Source organism: Nosocomiicoccus ampullae (assembly GCF_001696685.1).
GTDB classification, from domain to species: Bacteria; Bacillota; Bacilli; order Staphylococcales; family Salinicoccaceae; genus Nosocomiicoccus; species Nosocomiicoccus ampullae_A.
In genome coordinates this window covers 836-24,277 of the sequence record NZ_MBFG01000007.1, presented here as the reverse complement: position 1 = coordinate 24,277, position 23,442 = coordinate 836, and the positions used below count along the sequence as shown (strand labels likewise).

The 23,442-nt window shown below is 39.1% G+C and carries 19 protein-coding genes and 1 other annotated feature; all 19 genes read right to left on the bottom strand.

What is annotated here, in order from left to right; all coding sequences use genetic code 11:
- Positions 1 to 134 precede the first annotated feature (134 nt).
- Positions 135 to 5,768: a G5 domain-containing protein gene (locus tag BBS29_RS04825; protein WP_068129509.1), complete on the bottom strand. Its 5,634-nt coding sequence runs from the start codon at positions 5,766 to 5,768 to the stop codon at positions 135 to 137.
- Between the two features lie 202 nt (positions 5,769 to 5,970).
- Positions 5,971 to 9,609, bottom strand: coding sequence for a DNA-directed RNA polymerase subunit beta' (rpoC, locus tag BBS29_RS04820; RefSeq protein ID WP_068129508.1), 3,639 nt, complete (start codon positions 9,607 to 9,609; stop codon positions 5,971 to 5,973).
- 39 nt (positions 9,610 to 9,648) lie between these two features.
- Complete coding sequence (rpoB, locus tag BBS29_RS04815; RefSeq protein ID WP_068129506.1) at positions 9,649 to 13,191, bottom strand: DNA-directed RNA polymerase subunit beta; 3,543 nt, start codon at positions 13,189 to 13,191, stop codon at positions 9,649 to 9,651.
- A 297-nt stretch (positions 13,192 to 13,488) separates the two neighbouring features.
- Positions 13,489 to 13,728 (bottom strand): indolepyruvate ferredoxin oxidoreductase subunit alpha, encoded by a 240-nt coding sequence (locus BBS29_RS04810; protein WP_040928230.1) that lies wholly within the window; start codon positions 13,726 to 13,728, stop codon positions 13,489 to 13,491.
- A 77-nt stretch (positions 13,729 to 13,805) separates the two neighbouring features.
- Positions 13,806 to 14,402, bottom strand: a complete 597-nt coding sequence (locus tag BBS29_RS04805) for a class I SAM-dependent methyltransferase (protein ID WP_068129504.1) — start codon at positions 14,400 to 14,402, stop codon at positions 13,806 to 13,808.
- A gap of 73 nt (positions 14,403 to 14,475) precedes the next feature.
- Positions 14,476 to 14,841, bottom strand: coding sequence for a 50S ribosomal protein L7/L12 (gene rplL / locus BBS29_RS04800; RefSeq protein WP_040928228.1), 366 nt, complete (start codon positions 14,839 to 14,841; stop codon positions 14,476 to 14,478).
- Between the two features lie 38 nt (positions 14,842 to 14,879).
- On the bottom strand, positions 14,880 to 15,404 hold the full coding sequence (gene rplJ / locus BBS29_RS04795) for a 50S ribosomal protein L10 (RefSeq protein WP_068129502.1): 525 nt from the start codon (positions 15,402 to 15,404) through the stop codon (positions 14,880 to 14,882).
- Positions 15,405 to 15,431: 27 nt separating this feature from the next.
- Positions 15,432 to 15,576: a sequence feature (ribosomal protein L10 leader region), on the bottom strand.
- 53 nt (positions 15,577 to 15,629) lie between these two features.
- Positions 15,630 to 16,331: a 50S ribosomal protein L1 gene (rplA, locus tag BBS29_RS04790; RefSeq protein ID WP_068129500.1), complete on the bottom strand. Its 702-nt coding sequence runs from the start codon at positions 16,329 to 16,331 to the stop codon at positions 15,630 to 15,632.
- A 71-nt stretch (positions 16,332 to 16,402) separates the two neighbouring features.
- The gene (gene rplK, locus BBS29_RS04785; RefSeq protein ID WP_040928225.1) at positions 16,403 to 16,828 is read right to left on the bottom strand and encodes a 50S ribosomal protein L11; all 426 of its coding nucleotides are present in this window, start codon (positions 16,826 to 16,828) and stop codon (positions 16,403 to 16,405) included.
- Positions 16,829 to 16,972: 144 nt separating this feature from the next.
- Positions 16,973 to 17,515: a transcription termination/antitermination protein NusG gene (gene nusG, locus BBS29_RS04780; RefSeq protein WP_040928224.1), complete on the bottom strand. Its 543-nt coding sequence runs from the start codon at positions 17,513 to 17,515 to the stop codon at positions 16,973 to 16,975.
- Between the two features lie 14 nt (positions 17,516 to 17,529).
- Complete coding sequence (secE, locus tag BBS29_RS04775) at positions 17,530 to 17,706, bottom strand: preprotein translocase subunit SecE (RefSeq protein WP_040928223.1); 177 nt, start codon at positions 17,704 to 17,706, stop codon at positions 17,530 to 17,532.
- A 16-nt stretch (positions 17,707 to 17,722) separates the two neighbouring features.
- Positions 17,723 to 17,866 (bottom strand): 50S ribosomal protein L33, encoded by a 144-nt coding sequence (gene rpmG / locus BBS29_RS08175; RefSeq protein WP_083286916.1) that lies wholly within the window; start codon positions 17,864 to 17,866, stop codon positions 17,723 to 17,725.
- Between the two features lie 53 nt (positions 17,867 to 17,919).
- Complete coding sequence (locus BBS29_RS04770) at positions 17,920 to 18,510, bottom strand: sigma-70 family RNA polymerase sigma factor (protein ID WP_068129498.1); 591 nt, start codon at positions 18,508 to 18,510, stop codon at positions 17,920 to 17,922.
- A gap of 58 nt (positions 18,511 to 18,568) precedes the next feature.
- On the bottom strand, positions 18,569 to 19,093 hold the full coding sequence (locus BBS29_RS04765) for an NYN domain-containing protein (RefSeq protein WP_068129497.1): 525 nt from the start codon (positions 19,091 to 19,093) through the stop codon (positions 18,569 to 18,571).
- A 4-nt stretch (positions 19,094 to 19,097) separates the two neighbouring features.
- Positions 19,098 to 19,835 (bottom strand): 23S rRNA (guanosine(2251)-2'-O)-methyltransferase RlmB, encoded by a 738-nt coding sequence (gene rlmB / locus BBS29_RS04760; protein ID WP_068129496.1) that lies wholly within the window; start codon positions 19,833 to 19,835, stop codon positions 19,098 to 19,100.
- On the bottom strand, positions 19,832 to 20,215 hold the full coding sequence (locus tag BBS29_RS04755) for a Mini-ribonuclease 3 (RefSeq protein ID WP_068129494.1): 384 nt from the start codon (positions 20,213 to 20,215) through the stop codon (positions 19,832 to 19,834). Before BBS29_RS04755 ends, rlmB begins: the two co-directional genes overlap by 4 nt.
- On the bottom strand, positions 20,208 to 21,602 hold the full coding sequence (cysS, locus tag BBS29_RS04750) for a cysteine--tRNA ligase (RefSeq protein WP_068129493.1): 1,395 nt from the start codon (positions 21,600 to 21,602) through the stop codon (positions 20,208 to 20,210). Before cysS ends, BBS29_RS04755 begins: the two co-directional genes overlap by 8 nt.
- Entirely contained in the window at positions 21,586 to 22,239 is a 654-nt protein-coding gene (gene cysE / locus BBS29_RS04745) for a serine O-acetyltransferase (protein ID WP_068129492.1), read from the bottom strand. The genes cysS and cysE overlap by 17 nt, the downstream gene beginning before the upstream one ends.
- A 673-nt stretch (positions 22,240 to 22,912) precedes the next feature.
- On the bottom strand, positions 22,913 to 23,442 hold a 530-nt coding region (locus BBS29_RS04740; RefSeq protein ID WP_179853833.1), incomplete at its 5' end, for an IS256 family transposase.

Here is a 23,442-nt window from a genome sequence, read left to right as displayed (position 1 = left end):
ATTCATTAACTACTTTTACCTTAAATTCAAAGCTATGCTTTTTATACTTCATACAAAAACACCCCTAAAGTTGGATTTTCATGTCCAACTTTAGGGGTGCAGCTCAAAACTGTGTAGCGCGAAAAGATGAAAAACTAATCTTCTTTTCTATTTCTGCGTCGACCAAATGCGAACATTCCACCTAAAGCTGCTAAAGCTGTCGCGAATAATGTGAGATCTCTCTCAGCTTCACCAGTGTTCGGTAATTTTTTATCGTCTTCTTTATCTTTAGAAGATGTTGCTTTGTTACCTTGCTCTGGTTTATTCGGCTGAGCTGGAGTATTCGGCTGTTCAGGTTTACCTGGAACTTCTGGTTCATTAGGCTTACCTGGTTCTTGTGGATCTTTAGGATCCTCTTCTCCTGGTGTTTCTGGATCCTTAGGAACTTCTTCTCCTGGCTGTTCTGGATCTTTAGGATCTTCTCCACCTGGGTTTTCTGGATCTTTAGGATCCTCTTCGCCTGGTGTTTCTGGATCTTTAGGATTCTCTTCGCCTGGTGTTTCTGGATCTTTAGGATCCTCTTCGCCTGGGTTTTGTGGATCTTTAGGATCTTCTCCACCTGGGTTTTCTGGATCTTTAGGGTCTTCTGGTTGTTCTGGTTCCTTAGGATCTTCTGGTTGTTCTGGTTCCTTAGGATCCTCTGGTGTTTCTGGTTCCTTAGGATCTTCTGGTGTCTCAGGGTCCTCTGGATCCGGCGTTGGTTGTTCCGGTGTTGGTGGGATATCACAAACATTCTTCGTACCAACTTCGATAATCATATCTTGTTTTTCTACGAGTGTTTTTGTGTCTCTAGAAACTTCTTGACTGTTTACAATCTTCACAGTAGTTTCCGTTTTTCCGACGATACCATCTTGAACAACAACATGCTTACCAGCTTCTAGATTAGGGTTTTCACGAACAATTACATTGTACGCTTGTTCGCTTTCAAACTTGATTTCTCCCTCAGTCTTAGAACCGTATTCTACAACTTTATTCGTTGGCTCAACGCGCTCTTCTGTAACTTCGAGCTTACCTGTTTCTTTATTGAACGTCGTTGTATATTTCACATAACCTTTAGTTCCTTCAACAATTACTCTTGTTTCGCCTTCTTTAAGTTCAGGGTTATATCTGTATTCTGTGTCGTGACCTAACTCAACTTCTTTTACAACAGGTTTTACACCAACTCTAACAACACGGTCTTCTTTTTCAGTAATTGTCTTAACTGTTTCTGTTGGTTCACCAACTGGTTTTCCATCTTTTACTTTTTGAGTAATCGTAACTTCTTCCTTACCTGGTGTTCCTTCTTTTTCAATTTGTTGGAATCCAGCTTCGAGAGTATCATCATAGATTACTTTCGTTTCAAACGGAATTTCTCTTTCGATAGTATGAGTAGTTTCACCTTCAGTTGATTTTCTACCAACTTTAACAATTTTATTCACAGGCTCTTCTGTTCTTGTGAATTCCCCTTCTTTAGTTTCAACTACTTTTCCATCTTGGATTACTAAAGTGTTCGTTCTTTCTTCGATACCAGGTTTACCTTCTTGAACTACTTTTTCTTCTCCTGGTTCTAATGAATCATCGTATTCGATGATCGTTTCGAAAGGAATTTCTTTCTTTTCAATGATTTCATGTGTACCGTCATTTGTACCTTTACCAATTTGGATGAGTGCATCTTCTGCTTCTTCGATTGTAACTTCAGGTTCACCTACAACTTTGGAGTCTTTAATCGTCCAAGTAGTCGTCTTAGTACCAACTTTACCTGGTTTTACGATTCGATATTCGCCCTTCTTAAGATCGTCTACTTCCTCTACTTTGTAGTCAAATGGTATTTCTTCTGTATGTTCTACTTTACCGTCACTATCTAAGTCTCCAACTAAAATAACTGCATTTTTTGGTTCTTTAACTGTCTTAAATTCAGTTTCTTCAGTTACTTTAGAGTTGACGATCGTTAACGTTCTTTCTTTAAGACCACTTTCACCTGTTTGTGGCACTCCGTCAATTTCAGCATATTTCCATTCACCTTTTTTAAGTGTTGGATCTTTTCTAACTTCAACTTCAAATGGAATCGTCTCAGTTTCTTTGTACTGTCCGTCTGTCTGAGAACCAACTCTAATTTTTCTATTCACTGGTTCTTTAGTACGCGTTGTTTCGCCGCGAACTTCCTCGCCAGCTTCACCATTTGTAATTGTTCTCGTGACCTTAGTTTCTTGCTCTCCAAGTTCACCTTTTTGATCTTCAACAACTTCTCCTGGTTTTAGATTTGGATCAACTATTACTTCTGTTTCAAATGGAATTGGATCTTTGTCTATATATTCAACTGTACCTGTGAAATCAGCATTACCTACTTCAATAATCTCATTGACTGGTGCTTTTGTTTGTTTCGGTTCAGAAGTATTCGTTACTTTTGAATTCTCAATCGTAATCGTGTATTCTTCCTCACCTTCAACACCTTTTTGAACGACTTTGTATTCACCTTTTTTAAGTTCAGGGTTTACTCTTACTTCAACTTCAAATGGTTTTTTACTTGTATAAGTGTGTGTGCCGTCAGTCTTAGCAGGTCCAACTTTAACAATTCTCTTAACTGGAGCTTTTGTTTGTACTGGGTCCCCTTCTATAGACTCCGTTACTTCACCGTTAACAATCTTATGAGTAACTGGTGTTTCTTTTTCACCAAGTTCTCCTTCTTGTTCAACTTTAACTGTACCTGGTTCTAATGAATTATCTACAATATATTCCGTTTCAAATTCAACAGCTTCAGTTTTTATTGTTTCGAAAGTACCCGTAAAGTCTTTAGTACCAACTTTGATAACAGCATCGATTGGCTCTGTTTCTACGACTTTTGGCTCGCCGACTACTTCAGAGTTTTTAATCGTCCATGTAGTAGTTCTTTCACCATTTCTACCTGGAGTTTCTACTACATATTCTCCCGCTTTTAATTCAGGATCATATACTACAGTATATTTAAACGGAATTTCTTCCTTGTGTACAACTTCTCCTTCAGTATTTCTACCAACTTCTATGATTCTATTTACAGGCGCTTTAGTTTGTTCAAATTCGCCTTCTTCAGTATTAGTCACTTTACCATTTTCGATTGTTAGAGTATTAGTTCTCGTCTTTTCACCTGGCGAACCTTCTTGAGTAACTTTCTGTTCACCTGGAGCAAGATTATCGACAAACTTGATAATTGTTTCAAATGGAATTTCAACTTTTTCTTCATACTCAAAAGTTCCGTTCGTTCCTGTTGCTATAAACTGAACTTCAACTTCTCTTGTTGCTAATTCTTGATCGCTACCTTGTTCATAGTAGTGAGCTGTTACTGGAACATTTAAAAGAGCTCCGTCTATTGATTCACCTTCTTTAGGATTAGGAACTGTCGCCGTTACTGTACCAGTGTTTTCATCAATCGTTACATTCCAAACGTTACCTTTGTCATCTGTATACGTGTCAGACGCGAGGCTATATTTAGTTGGTCTTCTGTTAAACTTATCTTCTTCGTTCAGAATAACGTCTGAAGTAAGAACATCTCCTGCTCTACCTACTTTCGCGTTGTAGCGTGGAGTCATGATTGCTCTTTCTTTAATAACGAATTCTGCTATAGTTTTTTCCTCAATGTTTTTGTCAGGTTCGTTTTCATCGACATAACGTGCAGTTACTGGCACTTGTAGTTTTTCTCCTCCATCAAATTTAGTAGGATCAACTGGCTGTGCTGTAATTTCTCCTGTCTTTTTATCGATAGAAACATTCCACTCATTACCACGGTCATCTTTAAATTCTGTGCCTTCTGGGATGAAGTACTCTACTGGCTTCAGTTTCTTGTCGTCACCAGATAATTCTGGTAGTGACTTTTGTTCTTCTGTAGGGAATGCTACTTGTACAGGATACTCTGGTCTATCATTAGTTGACTCTTGTACTACAAAGTGGAACCAGTGTGTGTCTATAGAACCGTTTGTATAAGTGTATACTAATGGTACTGCAACAAACTCTCCTGCTTTAGCAGATAGTGGCGGAATAATTTTGAACGTCGTCGGAAGTGTGTTTTCGTCATACTCTAACTTCCACTGATCTTCTTTCGCTTTACCAGCATTGATTTTATTGATAAATGAGAAATCAATCGAACCTACTGCTTGATTCGCATCTTTAGCCGCTTCCATCTCTTCAGGTGTTTTTTGGTTAGGGAATAAATCCTTATCCTTCTTATCTTCTGGAACATAGAGATTTACCGTAAACTCTTCACCTGGTTTTACAGCAGATGATGTATGTTTAGAAGTATCTTCATTATTACCATCTATAAACCCTTGGTCATAGTAGCGCGTATCGTCAAGATTAATATTAAAACTACCGATTAAGTTATAGTAGTCATAACGATCAATACCTTGCTTATCAATCACAACATCTTGACCTTTGTGGTTGATTGTTCTAGTACCCGCACCTGTTGACGTGTAAGCGAAACCCCCATCTCCAAAGTTCTCAGGGTTTTCCTCAACAACTTTTTTAAACTCATCTGCTGTTCTAGGACGTGCAAAGAATTTAACGCTTAAATTTTGTAGTCCTTTATATTTTGAATCTTTAAAGAAAATAGAATCCTTATTAATATTCCCGTTTGCATCAACTGCACCTTGTGGCATTTCAATTACAACTTTATCGTTTTCATCAATGTATGCTTTAGCACCCGGTACAATTTCACCAATAACAGGATGGTACACTTGACCAACTAATCTTTCTCTTGCATTCGCATCGAGGTTTTCTACAGTGATATCAGTATGAATTGTTTGTCCTTGAACAAACTCCTTTTTATTATGACTACCATTTAGCTTAATTTCTGATAGCATATCATTTTCATTCGGCCATGGGTTGACTGTGAAAGAGAAGCTGGCACTATCTCCTTGAGTGGCTCTTAGTGGACCAGTGTAATCTTTTGTATAGCGACCTTCCCAAGCCATAATTGTATTGCCATTATTGACGCTATTAATATGCTCTAAGTCTTCTTTAGTTGCAAAAAGGTTCAGATCCCTTTGTTGCCGCCCAGACCCTGTTATTTCTATTTCTGTTTCAGCTTTATAATTAGGAGTTTTAAAACTTTCTCCAAGACCACCACTCTCTGGTGACTTTGCAGGAACATTTCCAACATCAAGCACGCCTGCCAAGAGACCAGAGTTAGTAAAATAAAATCCTGTATACGTTCTTTGTCCCTTTTCTTTATCGAATTCAATCTCGAAGCCCCATTTTCTCTTGTCGGGGCTAGTTGCCGCTGGTTCTAATGTTTTGTAACGATATCCGTCTTTGTAGTCTAATTCAGGAGCATCGGATAGAAAGTTCGGCCCATTCCCTTGCTCTAGTTGTGTTGAACGATAACGTTCATCTGCACTAAAGTCTTCTATATTCGCCTCATCCTGTGCATAGTTTGGTTCGTTTGCTGCCGCTGTTGCTGCAAATGTTACAAACTGTGGTTCTTCAGAAATTTCTAGTTCTGCATCTTCTATGTTAGTCTCGTCAATAGTGTCTTCTTCAATAATTGGTTGTTCAGCGAGTTCTGATGTTTCTTCAACAACTTCAACATCATCTTCAGCCGCATCATACTCTGTCGCTTCAGGCGTTTCATCTCCATCAGATGGTACGCTCTCTGCAATAGCTGCTTGATCTTCTTCAGCAGCTTTCGCAGTATCTGCTTGCCCAGCTAAAAACATCGCAATTGCTACACTACCTAATCCTAGGGTAGTTTTACGTAACGTGTATCTGTAATGTTTGTTCATTTTCTTACCTCACACTTTTTATTTGAATAATTTAATAATAAATTATTTAACTTATTATATCATTCATAAGGATAATTGTACCATATTTATGTGTTTGTTTGTTATTTTTTTCACATATTTATGTTTAATTTTTAACTTTAATTATACTATTACTATTTTTTCTAAAATAAAACGAGCCCCATGTTAACATGGGGCTCGTTGTTTATTCCTCTATCATTTGCGCTTCTCTTTCTTCTCTTTCTAACTGTAATCTTTCGTCTTGTCCTTCGACTTCGATGTCGATGTCGCGGTATCGGTTCATTCCTGTTCCTGCTGGGATCAGTTTACCGATTATGACGTTTTCTTTCAGTCCGAGTAAGTCGTCGCGTTTTCCTTTGATTGCCGCATCTGTTAAGACACGTGTCGTTTCTTGGAATGACGCTGCGGATAAGAAACTTTCTGTTTCAAGTGATGCTTTTGTAATTCCTAGTAATACAGGTTTTGCTGTTGCTGGTCGTTTTCTTTCTTTGAATACGACTTTGTTTGCTTCTTGGAACGTATGGATATCTACTAACGCACCTGGGATAAGTGATGTTTCTCCTGCGTCGATGATACGTACTTTACGTAACATTTGACGCACCATTACTTCGACGTGTTTGTCGTCGATTTCTACCCCTTGTGAACGATATACTTTTTGTACTTCTTTTAATAGATATTCTTGCGTCTTGTTTAAACCTGCAACTTTTAATAAGTTCTTAGGCTCGATTGAACCGTCTGTTAGCATTTCACCTGGAGATACTTTGTCTCCTTCTTCTACGATTACTCTCGCATTGGCTGGTGCTGTGTACGTACGTGTTTCTTCGTCACCTTTAACTTTAATTTCTTGTTGACGGTCTTTAATCATTTCGATTGAAGCGATTGTTCCTTCAATTTCTGAAATGACCGCTTCCCCTTTCGGGTTACGCGCTTCGAATAATTCTTGGATACGTGGAAGACCCATCGTAATGTCTGATCCTGCAACCCCACCTGTGTGGAATGTACGCATCGTTAACTGTGTACCCGGCTCACCGATTGATTGCGCCGCGATTGTACCAATCGCTTCACCGACTTCAACTTTTTCACCAGTCGCAAGGTTTTTACCGTAACATTTCTCACATACACCGTAACGTGTGTTACATGTGAATGCTGAACGAATGACTACTGATTCAATACCTGCATTAACGATTTCTTTTGCGATATCTGTTGTGATCAGTTCATTTGAACCAACGATGACTTCGTTCGTATTTGGGTGTCTAACCGTTTCTTTTGCGTAACGTCCTTCTAGACGGTCAAATAACGGCTCGATTACTTCTCCGCCTTCACGAATTTCTGATACTTTAAGCCCTTTGTCTGTTCCACAATCTTGCTCGCGGACGATTACGTCTTGAGCCACGTCTACAAGTCTTCTCGTTAAGTAACCTGAGTCTGCAGTCTTAAGTGCTGTATCGGCTAATCCTTTACGCGCACCGTGTGTTGAGATGAAGTACTCGAGTACTGTTAACCCTTCACGGAAGCTTGACTTGATCGGTAACTCAATGATTTGACCTGACGGGTTCGCCATAAGTCCACGCATACCTGCAAGCTGAGTAAAGTTAGACGCGTTACCACGGGCACCAGAGTCTGCCATCATGAAGATCGGGTTAAATTTATCTAACGAATCCATCAGTTTATCTTGGATTTCGTCTTTAATATCTGTCCATAGCTTAATAACTGTGTTGTAACGCTCTTCTTCTGTAATTAAACCACGGTCATATTGTCTTTGAACTGTTTCAACTTTTTCTTCTGTCGCTTCAATAAGTTTCTGCTTGTTCGGTAAGACAACGATATCTGATACCCCAACTGTAATACCTGCACGCGTTGAGTATTTGAAACCTAAATCTTTCATTCGGTCTAACATGACTGACGTTTCAGTAATGTGGAACTTATTGAATACTTCAGCGATGATTTGACCTAAGAATTTCTTATCGAATGATTTTACAGGTTCTTGTTCTTTAAACTTACCAACTAATCCCGCTTCACCAAGGTCTTCTGCTTTGATGAAGAAACGGTCTGGCGTTTTACGCTCTAAGTTTTCACGCGTTGGTTCGTTTAAGTAAGGGAATGACGGAGGCATAATCTCGTTAAAGATTACTTTACCAACTGTCGTCATTAAGATCTTACCGCGGTTTTCTTCAGCGATTTTTTCTTCAGACATTGCACCTGTATGCACACCAATTCTCGTATGCAGTGATGCATATCCAGAGCGATATGCCATAACAACTTCTTCAAAGTCCTTAAAGATACGACCTTCACGTTTTGCACCTGGCTTTTCTAACGTTAAGTAGTAATTACCAAGTACCATATCTTGTGACGGTGTTACAACTGGTTTACCATCTTTCGGGTTTAGAATGTTTGATGCTGCAAGCATTAACATACGAGCTTCTGCTTGTGCTTCTTTTGAAAGTGGTACGTGTACCGCCATTTGGTCACCGTCAAAGTCCGCGTTATATGCTGTCGTTACGAGTGGGTGTAATTTAATTGCACGTCCCTCAACGAGTACAGCTTCAAACGCTTGGATACCAAGTCTGTGAAGTGTTGGTGCACGGTTAAGTAACACTGGGTGTTCACGGATAACGTATTCTAAAACGTCCCAAATCGACTCATCTAAACGTTCGATTTTATTTTTCGCGTTTTTAATGTTCGTAGCGAGGTCTCTTTTCACGAGTTCTCTCATAACGAATGGTTTAAATAGCTCTAATGCCATTTCACGTGGTAATCCACATTGGTACATTTTTAAGTTTGGACCAACGACGATTACTGAACGGCCTGAGTAGTCTACACGTTTACCGAGTAAGTTTTGACGGAAACGTCCTTGCTTACCTTTTAACATGTGTGAAAGTGATTTTAACGGACGGTTTCCTGGTCCAGTAACTGGACGTCCACGACGACCGTTATCTATTAAAGCATCGACTGCTTCTTGTAACATACGTTTTTCGTTTTGGACGATGATCCCAGGTGCACCGAGATCTAATAAACGTTTTAAGCGGTTGTTACGGTTAATTACACGGCGATATAAATCGTTTAAGTCACTCGTTGCAAAACGTCCACCGTCTAACTGCACCATTGGACGAATGTCCGGTGGAATTACTGGTAGAGCGTCTAATACCATCCACTCAGGCTTGTTTCCTGAGTTTCTAAATGCTTCAACGACTTCTAAACGACGAATTGCACGTGTTAAACGTTGTCCTGTCGCTGTTTCTAACTCTTCTTTTAATTGATCGAGTTCTTTATCTAAATCGATGTTTTCAAGCAATTCTTTAATTGCTTCTGCACCCATTTTAGCGTTAAATCTGTCACCGTATTCCATGTAGTAATCACGATATTCACGTTCACTTAATAAGTCACGCTTTTCAAGCCCTGTTGGACCCGGTTCGATGACGACGTATGACGCAAAGTAAATTACTTCTTCTAATGAACGTGGTGACATATCTAAAAGTAATCCCATACGTGAAGGGATTCCTTTAAAGTACCAAATGTGTGAGACAGGGGCAGCAAGTTCAATGTGCCCCATTCTCTCACGGCGTACTTTCGCACGTGTGACTTCTACACCACAGTTTTCACAAACATGTCCTTTATGGCGAATACGTTTATATTTACCACACGCACATTCCCAGTCTTTTGTTGGACCGAAAATCTTCTCACAGAACAGTCCATCTTTTTCTGGTTTTAAAGTTCTATAGTTAATTGTTTCTGGCTTCTTAACCTCACCGCTCGACCATGAGCGAATTTTTTCAGGTGACGCCAGCCCAATTTTCATATATTGAAATCTATTTACATCTATCATTGAGCGTTCCTCCCTAAAAGTCTGCTGTAAGCTCAACTTTTATTTCGATACAACTTCGTCTTTGTCATTATCACGTTCTGATTCTCTTTGGACGTCTTCTTCAACGACTGTGTTCATGTTCACTTCGTTGTCTTCATCATCCATAATCGACACTTCAAGACCGAGTGATTGTAACTCTTTCATGAGTACTCGGAATGATTCTGGAATACTTGGGTTCGGTAAGTTTTCACCTTTTACAATTGCTTCATACGTGTTCACACGACCGATTGTGTCGTCTGATTTCACCGTTAGAATTTCTTGTAACGTGTATGCTGCACCGTATGCTTCAAGCGCCCATACTTCCATCTCACCAAATCTTTGTCCACCAAACTGTGCTTTACCACCAAGTGGTTGCTGTGTAACGAGTGAGTATGGTCCAGTACTTCTTGCGTGAAGTTTATCATCAACCATGTGTGATAATTTCAGCATGTACATAACACCGACAGATACACGATTTTCAAATGGTTCACCTGTACGTCCGTCGTATAGTACTGTTTTACCGTCTCTTGCGAGCCCCGCTTCTTCCATCGTGCTCCAAACGTCTTCTTCGTTCGCACCGTCAAATACTGGCGTTGCCATCTTAAGCCCCATTTCACGCGCTGCCATACCTAAATGAAGCTCTAACACCTGTCCGATGTTCATACGTGAAGGTACCCCGAGTGGGTTTAACATAATATCGATCGGTGTGCCGTCTGGTAAGAATGGCATATCTTCTTCTGGAAGAATTGTCGAGATAACCCCTTTGTTACCGTGACGTCCTGCCATTTTATCTCCGACTGAGATTTTTCTCTTTTGAACGATATATACGCGCACGAGTTGGTTCACTCCTGGTGATAATTCGTGACCATCTTCACGGTTAAATACTTTAACGTCTAAGACGATACCGCCTGCACCGTGTGGTACACGAAGTGACGTATCTCTAACTTCACGTGCTTTTTCACCGAAGATTGCGTGTAATAAACGATCTTCTGGCGTTTGTTCTGTGACACCTTTAGGTGTTACTTTACCAACTAAAATATCTCCGTCCTTAACTTCTGCACCGACGTACACAATACCGCGTTCGTCTAACTTTTTCATTGCAGATTCAGAAACGTTTGGAATATCTCTTGTGATTTCTTCAGGACCAAGTTTTGTATCTCTTGATTCTGATTCATACTCTTCAATGTGAATCGACGTATAGACGTCGTCTTTTACTAAACGCTCAGACATGATAACTGCGTCCTCATAGTTATAACCGTCCCACATCATAAATCCGACGACGACGTTTTGTCCAAGTGCCATTTCACCGTTGTCCATAGAAGGACCATCCGCTAAAATTTCTCCTTTTTCAACTTCATCGCCAAGTGATACGATTGGACGCTGAGTATAACAAGTACCTGCGTTTGAACGTTCAAATTTCACAAGTTTATATTTATCGATTTCTTCAGTTTTCGTATAGTTTCCGTCGCCATTTTTATCGACGTAACGACGCACATGAATTTCACGCGCTTCTACGTGTTCTACAACACCTTTATAACGTGAAACAACTGCTGCACCTGAGTCTTTTGCTGTGACGTGTTCCATACCAGTACCGACGTACGGTGAATCCGGAATAAGTAACGGCACTGCTTGACGTTGCATGTTCGCACCCATTAATGCACGGTTCGCGTCGTCGTTTTCTAAGAACGGAATACATGCTGTTGCTGCTGATACAACTTGTTTTGGTGATACGTCCATGTAGTCCATTTTATCTCTATGCATTGCTGTGTTGTTTCCACGGAAACGACAGATAACTTCTTCATTTTTAAATGTACCGTCTTCGTTTAACTCTGCGTTCGCTTGCGCGACGACAAACTGCTCTTCTTCGTCTGCAGTTAAGTAGTCGATTCTGCTAGTGACCGCATTCGTTTCAGGATCCACACGGCGATATGGTGTTTCAATAAAACCAAATTCGTTTACACGTGCAAAACTTGATAACGAGTTGATTAGACCGATGTTTGGTCCCTCTGGTGTTTCAATTGGACACATACGTCCGTAGTGAGAATAGTGTACGTCACGTACTTCCATCCCTGCTCGTTCTCTCGTTAAACCACCTGGTCCAAGTGCTGATAAACGTCTCTTATGCGTTAACTCAGCAAGTGGGTTCGTTTGGTCCATGAACTGAGATAATTGAGAGCTACCAAAGAACTCTTTAATCGATGCAATTACCGGACGAATGTTAATAAGTTGTTGCGGTGTAATAGTGTTTTTGTCTTGAATTGACATTCTTTCACGAATGACACGTTCCATACGTGCAACACCAATACGGAATTGGTTTTGTAATAACTCACCGACACTACGTAAACGGCGGTTACCTAAATGGTCGATGTCGTCTGTATGTCCAACACCATTTAATAAGTTAAAGTAATAACTGATTGACGCGATAATGTCTGACGGAGTGATAGATTTCACTTCTTTGTCAGGGAACGCGTTACCGATGATGTTTGTCGTTGTATCTTCATCACCATCGACGTTAGATTTAACTTTAATCGATTGAATTTCTACTGGCTCTTCTAAAATGCCGTTTTCGAATTCAAACGTTTTTAAGTTCACTGTCGTTTCAAGTTGTTCCATAATGTTGTCGAGCGTACGACGGTCAATTGTCGTTCCTGCTTCAACGATTACTTCACCAGTTTCCGTATCTACAAGTGGCTCTGCAACGACTTGGTTGAATAGACGGTTTTGTAAGTGAAGTTTTTTGTTCATCTTATAACGACCAACTGCCGCTAAGTCATAACGCTTTGGATCAAAGAAACGTGTATATAGTAAGTTTCTTGCGTTTTCAACTGTTGGCGGTTCGCCTGGACGTAATCTTTCATATATTTCAAGTAATGCTTGATCGACTGTTTCTGTTGTGTCTTTGTCTAATGTGTTTCTTAAATATTCGCTGTCCCCTAATAAGTCAACGATTTGTTGATCTGTAGCGAAACCTAGCGCACGTAGTAATACCGTAATTGGCATTTTACGCGTACGGTCAATTTTTACGTAAACCGTATCTCTTGCGTCCATTTCATACTCTAACCATGCACCACGGTTAGGAATAACTGTCGCTGTGTAGCTCGTTCTACCGTTTTTATCGAGCTTATCCGAGTAATACACAGAAGGACTACGGACTAACTGAGAAACGATAACACGTTCTGCACCGTTAATAATGAATGTACCTGTATCTGTCATGAGAGGGAAATCTCCCATAAACACTTCTTGTTCTTTTACTTCACCAGTTTCTTTAATAATGAGTCTAACTTTAACTCTTAAAGGCGCCGAATACGTAGCGTCGTGGTTTTTAGCCTCATCGACGTTGTATTTAGGCTCCCCGAGTTTATAGTCGACAAACTCAAGCGAAATGTTTCCTGTGAAATCCTCAACAGGTGAGATATCCTTAAACATTTCGATTAAGCCAGATTTCAGAAACCATTCATAAGAATTCGTTTGAATTTCAATTAAGTTCGGTAACTCCAACTTCTCTTCGATACGTGAATAGCTTCTACGTTTTGCATGTTTTCCATACTGAATCACTTGACTCATCGACAGATTCACCCCTAAAAATATTTCCCACTATTATCAACAGATAGACCTCATAAGACAAAAAAGAAAACGGAATTAAATAACTCCATTTCCTATAAACATTGACTTATTCAAAAGCTTCTACCAATACGTGCTTTCGAAAAATATACATACTTCTTGATAATAATATTCATTTAACAACTATATCACAGCTAATTTGTCAAGTCAAATTATTATCTCTTGTAAATCTGACTGATTTCACATAGCTTTGAATAACAAAAATACTCCACTAACAAAATGTTAATGGAGTATATGTACTTATCTATTCGCATAAAACTCTTCTGCTTTTTTGAGGTAAATTTCTTCTTCTGGTAGCATTTCCGATTCTTCGACAATCGCATCTACTGGACACACTGCGACGCACGCACCACAGTCGATACAAATATCCGGATCGATGTAGAACTGATCTTCGCCTTCCTCGATACAATCGACAGGACACACGTCTACGCAGTCACCAGACTTTTCTGCTGCACACGGTTGTAAAATTACATATGCCATAGTTCGGCCTCCTCACTGACTTCTCTTTTCTATATTTTTTATTGTACACCTATTTTCTTTAATATTAAACAATAATTCTAACTAACGTGTTTAATACTCTTTAAGATGTAGTAACCTTTACTCTTTTTGAGTTTTTCTACATTTCCATATAACATTTCTAAATGTTTTAAATATGACGGCATACCTTGCTTCTTTTGAACGACCATATAAAATGCACCGCGATCGACTAATCGTTCATAACTATCATTAATAATTTCAAGCACTGTATCTTTTCCTGCTCTAAACGGCGGATTCGTTACGTATAGATCAGCTTTTAACTCCATATCATCATATGTTTCTCTCTTAACAATATCAAAACTAACGTTATTGTTATGCATGTTCGTATCTAAAACACTGATTGCATCTTCATTTACTTCGACCGCAACACCGTCTCCACCATAATGGTCGGCAAGTACGATACTCACTGGTCCGTACCCAGCCCCCATATCGATGAAGTACCCTGGACCATCATAATCTTCTAACACTGCATTTAATAATACGTCCGTTCCAAAATCAACACGGTCTTTTGAAAACACACCACGATCTGTCGTAAATGTATATGTTTTACCATTTATATTATATTTAATTTCTTTAAAATCATGCGGTGTATCATCTGTCGTATAGTAATGTGACATAAACACCCTCCTTTTATGTAGAAAAAAAGACTTATAAACATAATGTTTATAAGTCTAAAATATCATATTTTAATTATTTAAGCTCTACGCTAGCTCCAACTTCTTCAAGTTGTGCTTTAAGTGCTTCTGCTTCTTCTTTAGGTAATGCTTCTTTGATAACTTTAGGAGCGTTGTCAACAAGCTCTTTTGCATCTTTAAGTCCAAGACCAGTAGCTTCACGAACTGCTTTGATAACTTTGATTTTAGATGAACCTGCATCTGTAAGTTCAACGTCGAACTCAGATTTTTCTTCAGCGCCACCTTCAGCTGCGCCACCTGCTACTGCTACTGGAGCTGCTGCTGTTACACCAAACTCTTCTTCAATAGCTTCAACTAATTCGTTTAATTCTAATACTGACATTTCTTTAATTGCTTCAATGATTTGATCTTTATTAGCCATTATTAAATCCTCCAATTTTTAACTTTTTTAATTTTTAATTATGCTTCTTCAGTTTCTTGTACTGCGTCTGTACCTTCTTCTTTTTGCTCTCCCACTGCTTTAACCGCATAAGCGAAGTTGCGCATTGGCGCTTGAAGAACAGAAAGTAACATAGATACAAGTCCGTCTTTTGATGGTAAAGTTGCGATTGCTTTAACGCTTTCTACGTCTGCAATTTCACCTTCGATGACACCCGCTTTAATTTCAAGTGCTTCATGCTCTTTTGAGAAGCTGTGAAGTACTTTTGCTGGAGCAATTACGTCTTCGTTTGAGAACGCAATCGCGTTTGGACCAGTTAAGTGTTCTTCTAATCCTTCGATTCCAGCTTCTTGTAACGCACGACGTACCATCGTGTTTTTGTAAACGTGGAACTCAACACCAGCTTCTCTAAGTTGTTTACGAAGTGCTGTTGCTTCAGCAACTGAAAGACCTTGGTAATCAACTACGATTGTTGAAACTGAGTTTTTGAATTGTTCCGCGATTTCAGAAACGTGTTGTTTCTTTCTTTCGATAACATTTGTCATAGTTACACCTCCGTTTTGAAAATTATCGGTGCAATAAAAAAAGCACCTTTTACCCAGGGCAAAAAGTGCTCATATATTTATAAATAATATACAAGTCATTTTTGTTTGCCTCGGTAGGATTGTGTTTTAAGTCTTAGACTCCTACTGTCTTAGGTAAAACATCTAAATTTAAATTTAATACAAGAGTAAATATACCACGTACATTTACTCTTGTCAATTTATTTTTTAAACGTCTGTTCTAACTTGTGATGGATCTAATTTGATACCAGGACCCATCGTGCTAGAAACTGCAACTGAACGGAAGTAAACACCTTTTGCAGTTGCTGGTTTAGCTTTTACTAAAGCTTCGTGTAAAGCGTTGAAGTTTTCAACTAATTTATCAGTACCGAATGACACTTTACCAATTGTAGAGTGAACGATACCAGATTTTTCAGCACGGTATTCTACTTTACCAGCTTTGATTTCTTCAACTGCTTTTGTAACGTCCATCGTTACTGTACCAGTTTTAGGGTTTGGCATTAAACCTTTAGGTCCTAATACACGACCAAGTTTACCAACTTCCCCCATCATGTCTGGTGTTGCAACGATTACGTCAAAGTCAAACCAACCACCGTTGATTTTTTCAGCAAGATCTGCTTCTCCTACGTAGTCAGCTCCAGCTGCTTCTGCTTCTTTCGCTTTTTCACCTTTTGCGAACACTAATACACGTTGTGATTTACCAGTTCCGTTTGGTAATACGATCGCACCACGGATTTGTTGGTCGTTTTTACGTGTATCAATACCTAGGCGGAAAGCTACGTCTACTGACGCATCAAAGTTTGTTGTGCTTGTTTCTTGTGCAAGCTTAATAGCATCTTCGATTGAGTATACTGCTTCAGAGTCTACTTTCTTTGAAGCTTCAAGATACTTTTTACTTCTCTTAGCCATTTATATTCCTCCTTGTGGTTATAGCGGGTGAACCTCCCACATGTACCAATACTTTTTCTTATAAATAATTATTACTTTTTAACAGTGAAGCCCATGCTGCGTGCAGTACCTTCTACCATGCGCATTGCTGCTTCAACGTCTGCTGCGTTTAAGTCTTCCATTTTAAGTTCAGCGATTTCGCGAACTTGTGCTTCAGTTACTTCAGCAACTTTGTTTTTGTTCGGTTCACCAGAACCTTTTTCAACTTTAGCCGCTTTTTTAAGAAGAACTGCTGCTGGTGGAGTTTTTGTAATGAAAGTAAATGAACGGTCTTCATATACTGAAATCTCCACTGGAATTAAAAGACCTGCTTGGTCTTGAGTTTGTGCGTTAAACTCTTTTGTGAATCCCATAATGTTAATACCTGCTTGACCTAATGCTGGTCCAACTGGTGGTGCAGGAGTTGCTTTACCTGCAGGGATTTGTAATTTAACAACGTTGATAACTTTTTTAGCCACGATGTCAACCTCCTCATTCTCGTGATGTGGTCACAGGATGCTAAGATTTCATCCTCCCACTCATATCTTTTTACATAAAAAAGATGGTCGCATTTTTGCAACCATCTCATATTAACATACTTCACTTGTATTTTCAATCTTTATTTAGTCGATTTTTTCGATTTGGTCGTATTCGACTTCAACTGGCGTTTCACGTCCAAATAATTCAACTAATACAGTCAGTTTAAAGTGTTGCTCGTCGATTTCCTCGATCGTACCGAATTGATTATTAAACGGACCGTCAATAATTTTAACTGATTCTCCGATTTCTACGTCGAAATCTACGATGCGCTCTGACATACCCATTTGTCTTAAAATGAAACGTGCTTCTTCTTTTAATAATGGGTTTGGTTTAATTCCAGCACCTTGAGAACCGACAAATCCAGTTACTCCAGGTGTGTTACGTACGACGTACCAAGACTCATCTGTCATGATCATCTCAACTAAGACGTAACCTGGGAATGTCTTTTTCATTTGTGTTTTCTTTTTACCATCTTTAATAGTCGTTTCCTCTTCTTCTGGTACAACGACACGGAAAATTTGGTCTTGCATGTTCATCGACTCTAAACGTGCAAGTAAGTTTTGATGTACTTTGTTTTCATAGCCTGAGTAAGTATGAATGGCATACCATTGTTTTTCTTCGGACATAATATCCTCCCTCATTACATTGCATCAATTAAATACGTAATACCTATATCAATCGCGTAGAAAAAGAATAAGAAGAAGATAACAGTGAAAACAACGATTGACGTATAATTCACTACTTCTTTACCAGTTGGCCAACTTACTTTTTTCATTTCACTGACGACGTTTGCAAGGAAATTTCTATCGTTATTCATGCGACGCCTCCTCATCTTATATGGAACTTTTATGAATCGTATGTCGGTTGCATTGTTTACAGAACTTTTTCATCGTGAGTCTTGTTCCATCCTTATCGGCAGCTTGTTTAACGTGATAATTACGACTGCCACACTCGCTACATAGTAATGCAACTTTCATCTCATTACCTCATTTCAATTCTTATATACTATACCGATTAAAGTCTACGTTTGTCAATAAACGCCGTGCTGTTTCTCTTTTTTACGAAGGACACGGTACAATGTATTTTGAATCGATTTACGATTCGTTTTTAACTTTTCGCTAATTTCATCAAATGTATAATGCTCTCCTAAATATTTTAACACAGCACGCTCGTATTCTGAAAACGTCTTTTTATCTTGGAGCATATAAGAGTACTGATCTCGGTTTATGATTTGATCGATACGGTCGTATGTTTCTACTTTGTCACACACGTAGTTTGACAGCTCGTTGCTTGTCGTTTCTTTACTATTTAATCGATAAAAATACACACTACGCTTTTTTAGTTCTAAATATGCAGATCTTATTGCGTAATTATGAAAGTCTCCAAGTCTTTTGTCATATCTAAAGCACGCGTGGAGTAAATACTCCATAATCATCTGTTCTAAGTCTTCTCTTTCATAAGGGTCTCGCGTATGTTTATATGTCATTTTACGTACTTTTAAACGAATAGCCTCGTCGATCTTGTCAAAGTAATCGAGCTTCCCATTTTTTACATGTTCGACATATTCATTGAGTTTCGAATCTTCGTAAATAAGTATCAAAAACGAACGAATGTTGTACATGAATACCTCCCGTTTTTGTATATATCATACATACGAAAGTCGCTACTCACAAGTCGCCCTAACGCTTGCCACGTCGCAGTTTTTCAAGTTCTGCTAAAATATCGTCACTAATATTTAATTTTGTCTTAGGCACTTTTTGATTTATTGCTTCAATTTCGACACTAATATTTTTTTCTGCATGTTTTAAGTCTTCCCACATTTCTCTCGATGGAATTCTGTACGCTCCGTAAGAAAATATCGCGTTTTGCTCTGGTAAATCACTCGTTACGACCGTAATTTCCGTTAAGTGTGGATGGAAATACTTATAAACGAAACGTTCGATATATTCATCGGCGGTTTCTTTTTCTTTCGTAAAAACGACTTGGACACCGTGATAGTCGTACACCGTCTCTTTTGATTTCACCTCGTACGCATCGAATACACAAATGACGTCGTACTTGGATACGGCTTGATATTCACTTAATATCGTGAGTAATTCTTCGCGTGCGTATTCTAAACTTAATCGGCCCTCTTCGGTCAGTCGTTTGTTTGCTCCAATCAAATTGTACCCGTCGACTAACATAATCTTTTGTCTTCTTTTCATGACGCTACTCTTTTAACGGGTATTGTTTACGGTACACTTCGTACATTAAAATTCCTGCGGATACCGAAGCGTTTAAGCTTGATATTTTACCGACCATTGGAATCGTCACAGTAAAATCACATTTTTCTAACGTCTTTTTACTAATACCGTCCCCTTCATTTCCGATAATAAGTACCGTATTAATGTCTGCCGGGTATTCTCTATAGTCCATCGGCGCATCCATCGTTGTACCGACCGTCCAAAAACCTGCGTCTTTTAGTTTGTCGATCGCTTGGTTGACGTTTGTTACGCGTACGACTGGGACGTGTTCGACCGCACCAACTGACACGCGTGCGACTGTATCTGTAATTTGTACACTACGTCTATTCGGAATAATTACCGCATCAAATCCTGTAGCGTCCGCTGTACGTAATATACTTCCTAAATTATGTGGATCTTCTAAGCCGTCGAGTAAGAGTAGATTGGCTTTCTTTCCTTCGACGTTTTGAATGAGAGTGTCTAACGGCATATATTTATATGCACTGATAAACGCGATAATACCTTGATGGCGTTCATTCGTAAACGATTCTAATTTACTTTTAGGAACTGTTTGAACGACGACTTTGTTTTTCTTTGCAAGCTTTAAAATATCGTTAATTTGATGCTTTTCAATACTATCTTGAATTAAAATCTTGTTTAAATCACGATTACCTTGTAACGCCTCTTTAACTGCATGACGTCCTGCAAGAACGGATTCACTCATAAATACTCACCTCGCACTATAATTTCAAAAAGCGCATCGAGCCTATCGTACTTTTCGTTTAAATATAAAACTCCAACGAGGGCTTCTAACCCTGTTGCTTCTTGATACTCTTTGCTCGTTGCGCTCTTTGCTTTCGTATTACTCTTTTTATTTTTTGCACGTCTGACGATTTCTTTTTCTTCATCCGTTAATATATCTTCGAGTGCCTGTAACGCTTTTGACTGACTCGTCGCCTTTTCAAACGTCGTGCCGAGTTGATGCGCGTCATTTGCTCGAATACGAGGTGACGATTTCACAATATGTTTACGGACATACATACTGTAAACTGCGTCACCGACGTATGCTTTTGTTAAGTCGTGAATTTCATATAAATTATCCACGGCGGAATTTCACTCCGTCTTTTGTATCTTCTAAAATAATGCCTTTTTCATGAAGTGTGTCACGAATTTCATCTGCACGGGCAAAATCTTTCTCTTTACGTGCTGCTTCACGTTCTTCGATTAATGCTTCGATTCGTTCGTCTAATAGTAATTCTTCTTGTTCAAGTGTAATACCAAGAACGTTACTATAAGCGTCGTATGCGTTGATATACGCGTCAAGGATGTCTTTGTTCGTTGCGTCACGGCGCATATATTTATTTAGGCGCGTCGCAAGTTCGTGCCACGCTGTAATTGCGTTTGCTGTGTTGAAGTCGTCGTCCATCGTTTCTTCAAACGTATTTATATTTTCTTTGACGAAGTCTAGTTCTTTATCGTCTAATTCTGTACTAATTGCGTGTTCTCTACGTTCTACTGCAGTATTGTATGCTGTTAAAATTCTGTCTAAGCCAGCAGCTGCTGAGTCGACGAGTTCACGGTTAAAGTTAATTGGTCCACGGTAATGCACGCTTAGCATAAAGAATCGTAAAATGTTCGGATCGAGTTCTTTTAAAATATCGTGCACAGTGATAAAGTTCCCGAGTGATTTTGACATCTTTTCGTTGTCGATATTGATGTAGCCGTTATGCATCCAGTAATTTGCGAACGTTTCGTCTGTGCAAGATTCAGATTGAGCGATTTCGTTTTCGTGGTGCGGGAACGTTAAGTCTTGTCCCCCCGCATGAATATCCATCGTCTTGCCTAAATGTTTTGTCGCCATTACCGAGCATTCGATATGCCAACCTGGACGTCCTTTACCCCACGGACTATCCCAGCTAATTTCATCTTCTTTTTCGTGTTTCCATAACGCGAAATCAAGTGGATCGTCTTTACTTTCACCTTGCTGGATACGCGCACCGACTTTTAAATCGTCGATTGACTGTTTAGATAACTGCCCGTAACCGTCGTATGAACGTGTTTTAAAGTATACGTCTCCGTCTCGCTCGTAAGCATGTCCTTTATCGATTAACGTTTCAATGAATGCAATGATGTCGTCCATATGATCCATAACTCTCGGGTGGACGCCTGCTTTTTTGACGTTTAATGCACCTGTATCTTCAAAGTATGCTGCGATAAATTTGTCTGCGATTTCTGGAACTGTTTGACCTGTTTCTTTTGACGCATTAATGAGTTTGTCATCAACGTCAGTGAAGTTCGATACGAACGTGACATCGTACCCACGGTATTCTAAGTAGCGACGTACTGTGTCAAATACGATTGCTGGACGTGCGTTACCGATGTGGATATAGTTATACACCGTCGGTCCGCAGACGTACATTTTTACTTTACCTTCTTCAATTGGAACAAACTTTTCTTTTTGACGTGTGAGTGTGTTATATATGTGAACCATCTTTAACCTCATTCCTCTCTTTTTCTTTAAATTGAGTGATTTCTTTTTCTAATTCTAAAATTTTATTTAATATCGGATCTGGTAAGTTGTTATGATTAAGCGTGTCTGTTGGTACACGTTTGCCGTGACGTCTAACGATATGTCCTGGAATCCCGACGACTGTTGAGTACGACGGCACATTTTTTAAGACGACCGAGTTCGCACCAATATTCGTGCCTTCGCCGATGGTTATATTACCAAGCACCTGCGCGCCGGTTGCGACGAGTACTTTATCTTCAATAGTCGGGTGACGTTTACCCTTTTCTTTACCGGTACCACCGAGCGTGACACCTTGGTATAACGTAACATCGTCTCCAATCGTTGTCGTTTCACCGATGACAATCCCCATTCCATGGTCGATGAAAAGCCTCCTACCAATCGTCGCGCCAGGGTGAATCTCAATGCCTGTGAAAAATCGAATCGTTTGCGAAATGATACGCGCGATTAAAAACATCCGGTGCTTATAAAACCAATGAGCAATCAAGTGACCCCAGACAGCGTGCATTCCAGAGTACGTCAGAAAAACCATCGTCCGACTCGTCGCTGCTGGATCAAGTTCGAGCACCATATCAATATCTTCTTTTATTCTTTTAAACATTGTCTCTCCTTTTGTGAGTGGGGTTTGGCGTGGGTGCAATCAGGTAAGAGTTGGCGTCTTTTTGAGTTTTTACTCTTATAAGATAGTTATACCCGTTCTCACGATTTTATTTAACAAAAATATCGGGATTTTGTTAGATATCTGGATTTATTTAACAAATTTCGTGCGCGTGACCCGATTTTTGTTAATTATAATTTTTTATCTAACATATTTCGGGTATTTCATCTTGTTTTTGTTAATTATCCGGAGATATCTAACAGATTCAGCAAAAATCTGTTAAATAACTGCGTAGCCAGTGAGATGAAAGGCACTTTTCGCGCTTAAGGTGTAACAAAACTCTTTCTCACGATTTTATTTAACAAAAATATCGTGATTTTGTTAGATATCTGGATTTATTTAACAAATTTCGTTCGCGTGACCCGATTTTTGTTAATTATAATTTTTTATCTAACATATTTCGGGTGTTTCATCTTGTTTTTGTTAATTATCCGGAGATATCTAACAGATTCAGCAAAAATCTGTTAAATAACTACGTAGCCAGTGAGATGAAAGGCACTTTTCGCACTTAAGGTGTAACAACACTCGTTCTCACGATTTTATTTAACAAAAATATCGTGATTTTGTTAGATAAAGGTCAAGTCTTAAATATTGTGTAAAATAAAAAATCTCTCTGTTATTCTTTAGCTTCCACGAACGCGCTCACTTTTCTATTTGTTTCTTTATAGGCTTCATTCGCATCAAGAAGAAGTGCGCCAATTAAACGAAATGCAGACTCGATATTTGGAAATACTCTAACAACGCGCTCACGACGTCTTAACTCACTATTTAGTCGTTCGAGTGCGTTTGTACTTTTTAAAAACTTTTGTCTAGCCGCTGGACACATTAAACATTGAATCGCATCGTCAAATCCACTTTCTAAAATTTCTACCGCGTGATTAAATCTTGGATCCTCTGATACAAAGTCTAAAAACTTCTCTTTTGCTTCTCGTGCATGTTGGGGTGTTGTCGTATGAAAAATCTCTCTCAATAATTGACGCGCAGCAGTTGAACCTTTTTTAGGCATTACATTCGTAATGTTTCTTAAGAAATGGACTGTACATCTTTGCCAAGGTGTGCCCGGGAACTCTTCTTGAATCGCCTGCTTTAAACCTTGATGTGAATCTGAAGTAATGAGTTCTGGTTGTGTTAACCCACGATTTTTTA